Below are 12,846 nucleotides of genomic sequence, written 5' to 3' on the forward strand. Positions count from 1 at the left end.
CGCTGGACCTGCCGCCCGGCCCGGTGGCGTTGTCGGTGAGCCTGGCCGCCTCCACGCTGCGCGAGGCCGACCGGGTGCGCTTCCGCTTCTGGATGGAAGGCCTGTCGCGCGGCTGGACCGACGTGGGCCAGGACCGCGAACTGACCTTCCCCGCGCTGTCGCACGGCGAGTACCGGCTGCGGCTGGCCGCCTCGGCGGATGGCCAGCGCTGGCGCGAGGCGCAGGCGCCGCTGCCCGTCACCGTGCGGCCGCGCTTCCACGAGACCGGCTGGTTCCACCTGCTGGTGGGCCTGGCGGCGATCGGGGGCTTCGCCGGCGCCGTGATGCTGCGGATGCGCCAGCTGCGCCGCCGCCAGGTCGAGATGGAACGCCTGGTGGCCCAGCGCACCGAGGAACTGCGCCAGGCCAATGAGCATCTGAAGCAGCTGTCCTTCCTCGACGCCGTCACCGGCCTGCCCAACCGCCGCCGCTTCAACGAGGCGGCCGACGAGGAATGGCGCCGCGCGCGCCGCGCCGGCACCTCCCTGGCGCTGGTGCTGGCGGATGTCGACGCCTTCAAGCCCTACAACGACCAGTTGGGCCACCTCAAGGGCGACGAGTGCCTGGCGGCGGTCGGCGCGGTGCTGGGGTCGGCGACGATCCCGGCCTCCACCTATTACCCGTCCGTGGACAGCGGCACCTGGTCGAGCGCCGCCTTCGAGGCGTCGGAAACCGACGCGCCCATGGTCGTGACCGGCACCAACACGCAAGGCGTGTGGGATCCGGACAGCGAGGTCTACCGTCCCAGCATCACCATCCCGCACTGGCCGGCGCAGACGCAGCCGGCCACCGGCAGCGATGGTCACGCCGAGATCGTCGACGCCGCCGCCGGGGTCATCCATTCGTTCTGGGGCCTCAAGCAGGTCGACGGCGCCTGGGTGACCAACCAGTACGCCTGGACGCCGCTGGCCGGCCGTGGCATGGGCGACCCGTCGCACTACTACCAGGGCGCGCGCGCCGCGGGCGTGTCGACGATCGGCGGCCTGATCCGCATCCATGAGGCCAACGACGGCGCGGCCAGCTACAGCCACGCGCTGGCCATGTCGCTGGACTTCACCGGCCTGAGCGCCGCCCCGACCTACCGCTTCCCGGCCACCTCGGCGGATTCGAATGCGGCCACGACCAACAGCGGCCAGATCCCGATGGGATCGCTGCTGATGCTGCCGGCCAGCTTCGACGCGCAGGCGCTGGCCACGCCGGAGCTGCGCAAGATCGCCGAGACGCTGAAGAAGTACGGCGCCTACGTCGTGGACCGCAACCACGGCACGCCCTTCGTCATCTACGTGGAGATCGGCGCCGACCTCAAGCTGCACAAGAACGGCTGGAGCAGCAGCACGGCCACCGACCTGGACACCATTCGCGCCGCGCTGCGTCCGCTGGAAAGCGCGGCCTGGTGGGTCGACGGCAACAACAAGAACAGCAGCACCGTGACCAGCACGGCGATGAACCTGCTGTCGATGCGCGGCGCCTGGTGGCGCACCAAGGGCACGGTCAGCGGCGAGTTCGACACCTGGCGCCAGGCGCTGGTCTTCCCCGCGACGACGACGCTGATCGAGCAGGCCAATGCGACCGGCCGGGCGATGAACCCGGTGAGCTGGGCGCTGCCGGTGGCCGGCGATCCGTATCGGCTCACCGTCGCGGGCACCGGCGGCGCGACCTTCCGCATGACCATCGCCGACCGCCAGACGGGCGCCACCGTCTACGACACCGGGTATCTGGCCGACGGCGCGGTGCTCAACTTCACCTGGCCGGCGGGCACCAGCTTCAAGGTCACGACCTGGGGCCGCAGCGGCACCGCCAACGTGGAATCGACGCTGCGCCCGACGCTGGTCCGCGCCAGCGCGCCACGGGCAGCGTCTGCGCGTCCTGACGCGCAGGGGCTGAAAGGACAACGCCGCGTCCCTTGCGGGACGCGGCGTTGTCGTTGCGAGGACGCAGGCCCCGGCGCCGACGCCTCAATCCGACTTGCGCTTGCCGCGGCCGATCGCGTGGTGCTCGATGCCCAGCGTCGACATCAGCGCCGGTTCGTACAGGTTGCGACCGTCGAAGACCACCGGCTGCTTGAGCTCGGACTTGATGCGGTCGAAGTCCGGCGTGCGGAACTCCTTCCACTCGGTCACGATCACCAGCGCGTCGGAATCCGCCAGCGCATGCTCCGCGCGTTCGCAGAAGCTCACGCCCTGCACCTGCGCGAGCAGCTTGCTGGCCTCGCTCATCGCCACCGGGTCGTAGGCCGCGATGGCCGCGCCGCGCTTGACCAGCTCCTCGATGATCACCAGCGACGGCGCCTCGCGCATGTCGTCGGTGTTGGGCTTGAACGCCAGGCCCCACAAAGCGAAGCGCTTGCCCGCCAGGTCCTGGCCGAATCGCGCCACGATCTTGTCCACCAGCACCAGCTTCTGCCGGTCGTTGGCTTCCTCGACGGCGTTCAGCACCTTCAGCTCCTGGTCGTACTCGCGGCCGTGCGCACCAGCGCCTTGACGTCCTTGGGGAAACAGGAACCGCCATAACCGGCGCCCGCGTACAGGAACTGGTAGCCGATGCGCGGGTCCGAGCCGATGCCGCGACGCACCAGCTCGATGTCCGCGCCGACCTTCTCCGCCAGCAGCGCCAGCTCGTTCATGAAGCTGATGCGCGTGGCCAGCATCGCGTTGGCGGCGTACTTGGTGAACTCGGCGCTGCGCACGTCCATCACGAAGAGCCGGTCATGGCTGCGGGTGAACGGCGCGTACAGCGCGCGCATCATCAGCGTGGCCTGCTCGTCGTCCGAACCCACGACGATGCGGTCGGGCTTCATGAAGTCCTCGATCGCCGCGCCTTCCTTCAGGAACTCGGGGTTGGACACCACCGCGAAACCGACGGTCGCATCGCGCCGGGCCAGTTCCTCGGCGATGGCGGCGCGGACCTTGTCCGCGGTCCCCACCGGCACGGTGCTCTTGTCCACGACCACCTTGTAGTCGGTCATGCGCTGGCCGATCGAGCGCGCCGCGGCCAGCACGTACTGCAGGTCGGCCGAGCCGTCCTCGCCCGGGGGCGTGCCCACCGCGATGAACAGGATGGTGCCGTGGTTGACCGCCGCGTCGACGTCGGTGGTGAACTGCAGCCGGCCGGCCTCGACGTTGCGCTTGACCACCGCGTCCAGGCCCGGCTCGTGGATGGGAATGCCGCCCTCGTTGAGGATGCGGATCTTCTCGGCATTCACATCCAGGCAGACCACGTGGTTGCCCATCTCGGCCAGGCAGGCGCCGGTGACCAGGCCCACGTAGCCGGTGCCGATCGTCGTGACTTTCATTCCAGTACTCCTGATTGAATCAACGGGGACGGACCGGTTCGCCGGTCGCCTGGGATCTCATTGCTTGAAGTAGTCGCGGTACCAGGCGACGAAACGCCGGATGCCCTCGGGCACCGGCATCGCCGGGCGGAAACCGGTCCATTCGGCCAGTTCCTCGACGTCCGCGTGGGTGGCCGGGACGTCGCCATCCTGCAGCGGCAGGAACTCCTTGATCGCCTCGCGGCCCACCGCCTGCTCGATCGCCGCGATGAAGTCCATCAGCGGGATCGGCGCGTGGTTGCCGATGTTGAACACGCGGTACGGCGCGTTGGAGCGCGCCGGGTCCGCCTTCACCGGGTCGTAGGCCGGGTCGGGCGTGGCGCTGCGGTCGAGCACCCGCACCACGCCTTCGGCGATGTCGTCGATGTAGGTGAAGTCGCGGATCATCTTCCCGTGGTTGAAGACCTTGATCGGCTCGTTCGCGAGGATGGCCTTGGTGAACAGGAACAGCGCCATGTCGGGCCGGCCCCAGGGGCCGTACACGGTGAAGAAGCGCAGCCCCGTCGTGGGCAGCTTGAACAGATGGCTGTAGGTGTGCGCCATCAGCTCGTTGGCCTTCTTGGTCGCGGCATACAGGCTGACCGGGTGGTCCACGCCGTGGTGCTCGCTGAAGGGCATCAGCGTGTTGCCGCCATAGACGCTGGAGCTCGACGCGTAGGCCAGGTGCTGCACACCGGTGTGGCGGCAGCCCTCGAGGATGTTGGTGAAGCCGACGATGTTGGCGTCGATGTAGGCATGCGGGTTCACCAGCGAATAACGCACGCCGGCCTGCGCCGCCAGGTGCACGACGCGATCGAAGCGGTGCTTGGCGAAGAGGTCGGCGATGCCCTGACGGTCCGCCACGTCCATGTGCACGAACTCGAAGCCGGGCCGGCCGTTCAGGCGCGCCAGCCGGTCGTGCTTGAGCCGCGGATCGTAGTAGTCGTTGAGGTTGTCCAGGCCGACCACCTGGTCGCCCCGCGCCAGCAGGATCTGGCTGACATGCATGCCGATGAAGCCGGCGGCGCCGGTGACGAGGATCTTCAAGCGCACTCCCGCGAATCGATGAACGCAATGCCGGCCATTCTCCATGACGGATCACGCCGGGCGGACGCCGGTCCCTTGCTCATGGGGGGTGTCATCCGCGCAACCGTCCCAGCAGGCCCTTGACCATCGTCTTGGCCGCCACCTCCAGGCGCTCGGCGCGGGTGCGCGAGGCCGCCTGGCGCAGCAGCGCGGCGACCTCGTCGCGCGTCATCAGCGGGTAATGCGCCTCGCGGCTCAGGCCGTCGACGTCCTCCTGCTGCCCATTCCACAGCCGCACCGGGAAGCGGTAGAAGCGATAGCGCGGGTCGTCCAGCGGCAGCAGGTCGACATCGGGCCGCTGCGCCGGGTTGAGCAGGCCCAGCACCGGCACGTGGATGGTCTGCGCGTCCGACAGCCAGGTCGCCAGCCAGGCGAAGGAACTCACGCTGGTGACGACGTGCCGCGCGCTGCGCAGGCGCTCGAAGTCCGCCAGCACGCCCTGGCTGCGCACGACGCGCGCATCGGGCATCGCCTCCATCAGCAGGCGCGAGTACCAGTCGTCCTCGATCTGGCCGAACAGCACCGGACGCAGGCCGGTCTCGCGGGCCAGTTGCCGGTAATAGGCCGGCGGCACCGGGCCGTAGTCCGGGTGGCACTGGCCGAGGATCTCGGCGCCCCGCACGCTGATGAGCAACTCGTCGTCGCCGTGGCGCTCGACCTCGGCCCGGCCCGCCGGGAACAGCGCCTGGTAGGCCGAGGGCGGCAGGTAGTTGGCCATGCGCGAGCCGATGCCCACCAGCTTCATGTCGCGCAGCACGCCGGCCTTGACCAGCGAGGCCACGCCGTCGATGTCGATCAGGTGGCCGCGCAATTCCACCGGCTTGGCGCGCGGCGCCGGTTCCTCGCCGCCCTTGAGCGACCACAGCGGCATGTCGTAGCCGACGATGTCGAGCTCCGGAATCCGCGAGCGCAGCGAATGCCCGAGCATCAGCTGCATCATCTGGTTGCCCAGGTTGCCGGTGGGCTGGATGCGGAAGGTGACCGCGCTCATCGAGGGTGCTCCGTGTTGATCGTTTCAGTGCCCGCGCAGTTCCGCATACAGGGCCTCGTAGGTGTTGCCGATGGCGGCCATGCCGAAGTCGCGCGCGGCGCTTTCCGCCAGGGCGGCCGACGAGGCCGGCGTGCGCTGCGCCAGCAGCTGCAGGCACAGCCGCGCGAACTCCTGCGGATCGCGCGACGGCGTGTTCACCGCGTCCGGGCGCTCGCCGACGATCCAGCCGGTGATCTCCGGGATGTCCATCACCGCCACGGCCAGCCCCGCGCACATCGCCTCGACGATGGCGGTGCCGAAGCCCTCCTGGCGCGAGCAGAACGCGAACAGGTCGACCGCGCGCAGGATCTCGTGGATGTCCTCGCGCCGCCCCAGGAAACGCACGCCACCGATGCCGCGCTCGGCCATGTACTGCTGCAGCTGGACGTGGAAGGGGTTGGTGTCCTCGTTGCCCGGCCCGATGATCAGCAGGACCGCGTCGGGCCGCTCGCGCCGGATGGTCTCGAAGGCGGCGATCAGCAGGTCGTAGCCCTTGCGGTGCTCGACCGCGCCGATGCTCGCCATCACCGGCACGCCCTCGGGAATGTCCAGCGCGGCGCGCGCGCGCGCGATCTCGTCGGGCATGGGCAGGTAATAGCGCGCGGTCTCCACGCCGTTGGCCACCAGCAGCACCCGCTCGGGCGCCACGCCCACGCTGCAGGCCATGCGCTTGAGGCTGGGCGAGATCGCGATGTAGCGGTGCACCGAGCCCAGACAGGCGCGGTACAGCTTGCCCATCAGCCGGCGCCGCGTCAGCGTGGCGGGGTCGTCGGACTCGGCCAGCGTCAGCTTGACGATGGTCTTGCGACCCAGCCACTTCAGCACCGGCATGGCCAGCAGCTCGGGCCCCTGCACCGAGTGGAAATGGAAGACGCGGAACTTGGGGTGCGCCAGCGCGAAGAGCACGATGCGCAGCGTCCAGATCAGCTTGCGCAGGTTGGAGCGCGCCGCGGTGAAGGTGCGGCGCCGATAGAGGTCGAAGGACTCGTGCCGCAGGTCGGCATCGGCGCGTCGCCGTTGTCTGCCAGGAAGGCGACCTCGCAGCCGCGCGTCTGGAGTTCGGCGCCCAGGCGCAGCGCCTGCACGATCGCGCCGCCGAATTCGGGCGGGAAGGTGAAGCACACCATCAGGATGGCGCCATCGGCGGCCGAGGCGGTGGCCCGGGATTCGTCGAGCGGATCGGCAGTGGCGGGAACAGGGGAAGTCATCGGGGACGCCTCAGGATGCACGGGACAGCTTGCCGCGGAACATGGCCTTGACCGAGGCCATCTTCTGCGGCGCGAGGACGGCCATCAGGCCGAGGTAGCAGGCGGCGAAGAGCGCGTACTGCGCGGCCAGGCGCCACAGGCCGGTCCGGCCCACGGCCGCCGCGTGGCCGAAGATCCAGCGGTCGCCGCCCCAGACCAGCACGCCGGCGGCCAGCGCCGCGAGCACCTGGTAGCCGATCGCCCGCAGCAGCGGCGCCGGGCCGGTCTCGAGCAGGCGCAGCACCGCGGCCATCGTCAGCAGCAGGTTGAGCACGGTGGCGATCAGGTAGGCCTGCGTCAGCCCCACCACGCCGAAATGGATGCCCGCGGCGAAGGACGCGACCTGCAGCACCGAGCCGATCACGCCATAGCGCAGCATCAGCCCGGCCTGACCGGTGGCCAGGAAGGCGCTGCCCGAGGTGCTCAGCACCGACTGGATGAAGCCGGTGGGCGCCAGCCACGCGAGCAGCACCTCGGCGCCGGCCCACTTCGCGCCGAAGACCACGGCCACCGTCGGCTCGCGGAAGAACCAGAGCGCGGCCATCACCGGCGCGGTGCCGAAGGTGATCACGCCCAGCGAGCGCAGGTACACCTCGGCCATCTGCGCGCGACCGCCCTGCTGGTGCGCCTGCGTCAGCAGCGGGAACACCGCGCGGGCCACGACGTGGCTGATGTTCTGCACCGGGAACAGCATCAGCCGGTAGGCCACGCTGTACAGGCCCAGCACCGCCGAGCCCAGCACCTTGCCGATGATGAAGCTGTCGGCGTTGCGGGCGAAGTAGTTGACGAACTGGAACGCGGACACGTTGCCGCTGTAGCCCGAGATCTCCCTCAGCCCGTCCCAGCGCGGCCGCGGCGCGGGCCGCCAGTCCGACATCGCCCACAGCATCGCGCCCTGCACCGTCGCGGCCACCAGGGTCTGCGCCACCAGCGCGTACACGCCCCAGCCGGCCAGCGCGGCGCCGACCGCGGCCAGCAGCGCCAGCACCACGGCGACGCTCTCCACCGCGGCGATGCGCTTGAACTGCGACGCCCGCTCCAGCAGCGACTGGTGGACGATGCTGCTGCACGCCACCGGGAAGGACAGCGCCATCAGGCACAGCACCGGCACCAGCGTCGGGGCGTCGTAGAAATGCGCCACGGCGGGCGACGCCGCCATCAGGGTCAGGCAGATCAGGCCGCCCAGCGCCATGTTGAGCCAGAACACCGAGGCCTTGAGGCCCTCGGTCAGCGTCTGGCGCTGGATCAGCGCCGAGCCGGTGCCGAAGTCGCGGAACAGCATCGCGAAGTTGGTGAAGATCGCCGCGATCGCCAGCAGCCCGTAGTCCGACGGCGACAGCAGCCGCGCCAGCAGCGTCACGCTGGCGATCTGCGAGCCGATGCGGGCCAGCTGCGAGAAGGCCGCCCATTTGATGTTGTGCAGGATGGACACGCGCGCGTTCCGGATCTCTGGACGCGGGCCGGCTCAGGCCGGCTCCTGCGCCATCTTGCGCAGGTCGTCGGCGACATAGGTCGCGGCGACCTGGCGGTCGTTGCCGCCGTTGAAGCTGTTGAAGTGCACCAGCCCCTGGTCGTGCGTGCCGGGCAGCCCCTCGAAGTAGCGCGGCAGCCGGCCGAGCTGGCGCACTCGCAGTCCCGCGCGCAGCGCCATCGCGTGCAGCCAGATGTCGTCCGCCTTGGGGCAGCAGGCCTTGAACGCATCGCCCTGCGCGTGCATGAAGTCCAGGAACTGCGGCGGATAGATCACCCCCGACACGCCGGTGGCGAAATGGCGCCAGCGCGGCTCCCGGCTGCCGCACGGCGGCCATTCCCGGTATGGGCGGATGGCGGTCCCGTCCGGGTCCTGCAGCGCCACCACGTGGGCGCGGTAGCAGCTGATCTGGTCCGGCGCGGCGCGGTAGGCCTCCCACAGGCGACGCAGCCACCAGCGCGGATAGACGATGTCGTCGTCGGCGGTGACCAGCGGCACTTCGTGATGCGCCTGCGAGGCCACGTAGGGGTAGTACTTCGTGTGCGGACCGAGGTTGTCGGTGAGGTGCACCTCCAGCCCACGCGCCTTCAGCCGTCGCAGTCCCTCCGGCAGGTCCTTGAAGCGCGCCGCGTCGTCCAGCCACAGGATCAGCCGCGAGGGCTTGAGCCGGCCGCGGCCGATGCTCTCGATCGTCAGGTGGACGGTGTCGATGCGCGGGCCGTAGGTCGTGAGCGACACGACCGGGCCGCCCGGCGCGACGACCGGCCCGGTGGCGGTCTCGTTGAGCCGCTGCAGCGCACGCACCTGCCCCGGCACCAGCCGTGGCGCGAGCTTGTAGACCAGCTTGCGGTGAATCTTCGAGATCAGCAGATCGATGTCCATGAAGCCAGTACCCCTCCTCGAATCAACCCTTGGAGCGGGGCGCCGCCGCCGCCCGTGCCCCCGTCAGGCGCAGGCGGACCAGGTCCATCACGCCACCCACCCAGCGCTTGACCACCGGCTCGGCATAGGTCACCACCAGCCAGCTCAGCAGCAGCACCGCCAGCGAGGCGATCACCAGCGCCATCGCGGGCTCCACGCCCACGCGGCGCAGCTGCCCCATCGCGACCGCGCCGATGTTCTGGTGCACCAGGTACAGCGGGTAGGTCATCAAGCCCAGCACGCGCAGCAGGCTCACCAGCGACTTGCTCGAGCGCCAGGCCGCGTTGTGCCGGATGCCAAGCAAGATCACGGCCAGGCTGACCAGCCAGATCGCCAGCGCGGGCCACCAGGGGTTGGTGCGCGGGCCGTTGGCATCGACGTTGGTCCAGAAGATCTGGACCACGCAGGCCGCCAGCGTCGCGGCCAGCGTCGCCCAGGACGGTCGCTTCTGGCCGTCGATCAGCACGGCCCAGATGAAGATGCCGGCGGCGAAGAACGCGCCGTGCTTGACCAGCAGCAGCTCCAGCACGCGCTCCACCAGGTAGGGCAGCGTCTTGTGCAGCACCGCCAGCGCCGGCACCGCGCCGGTCTGGCCCAGCGTGTTGGCCGCCCAGTAGGCCAGGCAGATCCAGGCCAGTGCCGCGGCCAGCCGGCCGATGGCGCGTTCCTTGCCGCGCCAGATCAGCACGCCCACCGACGCGTAGAAGAAGATCTCCACGCCCAGCGTCCAGAAGACGTTGTCGATCCACGGGTACCAGGGCATGAACAGCATGCTGTGGCGATAACCCCGCATCAGGTCGGTGGTGAAGCCGCCGTAGTGCCAGGCCAGCACCCCCAGCGTCAGCGTCGAGCACACCCAGGCCGCCGGCACCAGGCGCACCACGCGGCTGCGCAGGAAGGCATAGGGCGTCGCGCCGCGCGCCGAGTACGCGATCACGATGCCCGAGATCACGAAGAACACCTGCACGCCGATCCAGCCGTAGAAGGACAACCACGGGATCAGCGGCTGCGCGAAGGTGCCGCCGCTGAGCTCGTAGGGCCGGCTGTCGGGGCGGTCGCCGATGCTGAAGGCCAGGTGCGAGAACAGCACCAGCACGGCGGCCAGGAAGCGCACCAGGTCGATGGCGATGACGTGCTGCTGGCGGGGATTGGCGTGAACGATCGGCTCAGGCTGGGACATGGGAATTTCCTCCGGAACGGGCGAGGGGCATCGCTGGCATGTCAGGCTGACGAGCGCCGCCGGCCGACGGCCGCGGCATAACGCCGGGCCCTTGACAGGAACAGGGGATTGCCGAGCACGTAGCGCTTGAACAGCCGGCGCGGCTCGCGCGCCAGGCGGTACAGCCACTCGATGCCCAGGCGACGCATCCAGGCCGGCGCGCGCGTCGCGCCACCGCCCAGGAAGTCGAGGATGGCGCCGCCGCACACGATCACGCAGGGGTGCGCCAGCGCGCGGCGGAGTTGCTGCGCGACCTGCTCCTGCTTGGGCATGCCCATGCCCAGCACGACCAGGTCGGGTGCGAAGGCGCGGGCCAGCGCGAGGTAGGCCTCCGGCGCCTGGAACCCGTCCAGCGCCTCGACCACGGCGCCGGGCGCGAGCTCGTCGCGGATCCGCGCCGCCGCCACGGACAGCTGCGGATCGCGCGTGCCCAGCACCAGGATGCGCCGGCCGGCGTGACGCGCGACGATGCGCGGGATCAGGTCGGTGCCGTTGAGGTTCAAGCCGGGCGCGCGGCCCAGCCGGTCCATCAGCATGCGCATGCCCGAGCCGTCTCGCAGCACCCAGTCGGCCTGCGCCACGGCATCGGCGAAACCGGCATCGGTCACCGCCGAGTTCATCGCATGCGCGTTGACGAAGGCAACCACGCGCGGGCGGTCGACACCGCCCGGGCCGCCGGCGGTCATGGCCCGCAGCAGCTCGTCCTCGACGCCGCGTTCATCCGCCACGACCGTGAGCGCACCCAGGATCGCGCGCCAGCGGTCGATCCAGGTCGGACCGCCTGGGGTGGCGGTACGGGAGGTGGAACTGTGGAGATCCGTCATGGTGCGGGGCCGCGTCTCAGTGATCGCGCTTGGTGCGCACCCATTCGGTCTGGCGGCGCACGACGAAGCTCAGGTAGATGGGCAGCTTGGCCAGCACGTAGACCGGCGCCTTCAGCAGCTCGCCCAGTCCGATCAGCTCGGCGGCGAAGCGATGGCGCGCCGCGACGATCGCGACCAGCAGCGCCGCCACGCCCAGCAGCGCGACGACCAGCCCCGCCACCCAGCCGGTCAGCAGCGCCCAGATCGCCTGCGCCAGCGTGGCCACGACCAGCAGCCCGGCCAGCAAGGCCAGCGGCGGCACCAGCATGTCCATCACCAGCATCGCCTGCGCGAGGCGGCCGCGCCGCAGCGCCTCCAACAGCAGCTTCGGGCCCTCGCCCACCAGCAGCGAGAGATGGCCGTGCTCCCAGCGCGTGCGCTGGCTGCGTTCGCCTTCCTGGCTGGCGGCGAAGACGCTGGTCACCAGCACGTCCTCGCAGAACAGCGGCGGCGTGCCGTCGCGGGCCAGCCGCACGCCCAGCTGCATGTCCTCGGCCAAATGGCCGCTGGCCAGCGGCGCGCGCAGCGCCACCGCCCAGGGAAAAGCCATGCCCGTGCCCAGCAGCTGGCAGGGCAGTCCCAGCCGGAACATGCCGCGCGAGCGTGCCAGGTTCTTCACCCGCATCGCGAATTCCGCCACCCGCGCCTTCAGGCCGGGCGTGGGGGCGTGCATCAGGTAGCTCGCCTGCACCGGCCGGCCATGCGCCTGCGCCAGGCCGGCCACGCGCGGGATCAACCCCGGCGACAGCACGCAATCCGCATCCAGCACCAGGACGACGTCCGGCGCATGGCCCTCGTGCTGCGCCAGCATCTCCAGGTGTCGCACGCCGAAGTCCAGCGCGTAGCCCTTGCCGCGGCGCTCCGCATCGTGGCGCTCGACGACCTCGGCGCCCACCAGCCGCGCCTGCGCGGCGGTGTCGTCGTTGCAGTTGTCGGCCACCACCAGGACGCGGTCATCGGGCCCCAGTTGCGACAGCGTCTGCATGATGGTCGCGCGCACGCCGTGGCCCTCGTTGTGGGCGGGAATCAGCACCGCGATGCGCGCGGGCCGCGGCTGCGCGGGCAAGGGCGGCGGCTGCCGCAATGCCAGCACGATCTGGACCAGCAGCAGCAGCGCGGGCAGCACCAGCAGCGCGGTGCCGGCCAGCAGCAGCCCGTTGACGACGGCCAGGACGGTGTCAAGCATGGGCGTACTCGCTGAAGAGACGGAGCAGGCGCGAGGCCTCGGTGTCCACGTCGTGGCGGGCGAGCACGCGGGTGCGCGCGGCCTCGGCCATCTGGCGCAGGCGTGCGTCGTCGCAGTCCAGGCACTCGCGCATCGCCTCGGCCAGCGCCGGCGCGTCGCCCGCGGGCACCAGCCAGCCATGCGTGCCCGGCACGATCAACTCGGGGATGCCGGCGATGGACGTGCTCACGACCGGACGGCCCAGCGCCATCGCCTCCATCGCCACGACGGGCAGGCCCTCGGCGAAGCTCGCCAGCACCAGCGCCCGCGCGGCCATCAGCTCGGCGCGGACCTGGTCGCTGCCGATCCAGCCGGTGATGCGCACCGTGCGCTGCAGGTTCAGCTCGGCGATGCGGGTCTCGATGGCGGCGCGCAGCTCGCCGTCGCCGGCCAGCACCAGCTCGAAGTCGGGGCGCTCGCGCGCCAGCAGCGCGG

11 protein-coding genes and 2 pseudogenes are annotated in these 12,846 nt (G+C 70.6%); 1 reads left to right on the forward strand and 12 read right to left on the reverse strand.

Features of this window, described 5'->3' with window-relative positions:
• Positions 1–92: 92 nt before the first annotated feature.
• Positions 93–575, forward strand: a pseudogene (locus FUT87_RS30360) (GGDEF domain-containing protein); the annotation flags it as partial.
• A 743-nt stretch (positions 576–1,318) separates the two neighbouring features.
• Here the strand turns inward: FUT87_RS30360 and FUT87_RS05045 are convergent.
• The 12 genes and pseudogenes from FUT87_RS05045 to FUT87_RS05100 form a co-directional block, all read right to left on the reverse strand.
• Positions 1,319–1,672 (reverse strand): hypothetical protein, encoded by a 354-nt coding sequence (locus FUT87_RS05045; protein WP_222617050.1) that lies wholly within the window; start codon positions 1,670–1,672, stop codon positions 1,319–1,321.
• Positions 1,673–1,994: 322 nt separating this feature from the next.
• A pseudogene (locus tag FUT87_RS05050) lies at positions 1,995–3,331 on the reverse strand (UDP-glucose dehydrogenase family protein).
• Positions 3,332–3,388: 57 nt separating this feature from the next.
• A complete protein-coding gene (locus tag FUT87_RS05055) occupies positions 3,389–4,396 on the reverse strand; it encodes an NAD-dependent epimerase (protein ID WP_091721565.1) in 1,008 nt (335 codons plus the stop codon).
• A gap of 91 nt (positions 4,397–4,487) precedes the next feature.
• Entirely contained in the window at positions 4,488–5,426 is a 939-nt protein-coding gene (locus FUT87_RS05060) for a hypothetical protein (RefSeq protein ID WP_147240273.1), read from the reverse strand.
• A 24-nt stretch (positions 5,427–5,450) separates the two neighbouring features.
• Positions 5,451–6,371 (reverse strand): glycosyltransferase, encoded by a 921-nt coding sequence (locus tag FUT87_RS05065; protein ID WP_147240274.1) that lies wholly within the window; start codon positions 6,369–6,371, stop codon positions 5,451–5,453.
• Positions 6,372–6,388: 17 nt separating this feature from the next.
• Positions 6,389–6,673, reverse strand: a complete 285-nt coding sequence (locus FUT87_RS30365) for a glycosyltransferase family 4 protein (protein ID WP_147240275.1) — start codon at positions 6,671–6,673, stop codon at positions 6,389–6,391.
• A 10-nt stretch (positions 6,674–6,683) separates the two neighbouring features.
• On the reverse strand, positions 6,684–8,144 hold the full coding sequence (locus tag FUT87_RS05075) for a lipopolysaccharide biosynthesis protein (protein WP_147240276.1): 1,461 nt from the start codon (positions 8,142–8,144) through the stop codon (positions 6,684–6,686).
• Between the two features lie 33 nt (positions 8,145–8,177).
• Positions 8,178–9,065, reverse strand: coding sequence for a hypothetical protein (locus tag FUT87_RS05080; protein ID WP_147240277.1), 888 nt, complete (start codon positions 9,063–9,065; stop codon positions 8,178–8,180).
• A gap of 22 nt (positions 9,066–9,087) precedes the next feature.
• Positions 9,088–10,284, reverse strand: a complete 1,197-nt coding sequence (locus tag FUT87_RS05085; protein ID WP_147240278.1) for an acyltransferase — start codon at positions 10,282–10,284, stop codon at positions 9,088–9,090.
• A gap of 41 nt (positions 10,285–10,325) precedes the next feature.
• Positions 10,326–11,147, reverse strand: coding sequence for a WecB/TagA/CpsF family glycosyltransferase (locus tag FUT87_RS05090; protein ID WP_147240279.1), 822 nt, complete (start codon positions 11,145–11,147; stop codon positions 10,326–10,328).
• Positions 11,148–11,163: 16 nt separating this feature from the next.
• The gene (locus FUT87_RS05095) at positions 11,164–12,372 is read right to left on the reverse strand and encodes a glycosyltransferase family 2 protein (protein WP_147240280.1); all 1,209 of its coding nucleotides are present in this window, start codon (positions 12,370–12,372) and stop codon (positions 11,164–11,166) included.
• A partial coding sequence (locus FUT87_RS05100) for a glycosyltransferase (protein WP_147240281.1) occupies positions 12,365–12,846 on the reverse strand: 482 nt, incomplete at its 5' end. The genes FUT87_RS05100 and FUT87_RS05095, both read right to left, overlap by 8 nt.

The sequence above is a fragment of the Mitsuaria sp. TWR114 genome, assembly GCF_007997345.1.

What these genes read in the sequence shown, in the direction of transcription:
- FUT87_RS05090 (WP_147240279.1), bottom strand. Translation starts at nt 11,147, where the DNA reads ATGACGGATCTCCACAGTTCCACCTCCCGTACCGCCACCCCAGGCGGT.
- FUT87_RS05060 (WP_147240273.1), bottom strand. Translation starts at nt 5,426, where the DNA reads ATGAGCGCGGTCACCTTCCGCATCCAGCCCACCGGCAACCTGGGCAAC.
- FUT87_RS05080 (WP_147240277.1), bottom strand. Translation starts at nt 9,065, where the DNA reads ATGGACATCGATCTGCTGATCTCGAAGATTCACCGCAAGCTGGTCTAC.
- FUT87_RS05095 (WP_147240280.1), bottom strand. Translation starts at nt 12,372, where the DNA reads ATGCTTGACACCGTCCTGGCCGTCGTCAACGGGCTGCTGCTGGCCGGC.
- FUT87_RS05085 (WP_147240278.1), bottom strand. Translation starts at nt 10,284, where the DNA reads ATGTCCCAGCCTGAGCCGATCGTTCACGCCAATCCCCGCCAGCAGCAC.
- FUT87_RS30365 (WP_147240275.1), bottom strand. Translation starts at nt 6,673, where the DNA reads ATGACTTCCCCTGTTCCCGCCACTGCCGATCCGCTCGACGAATCCCGG.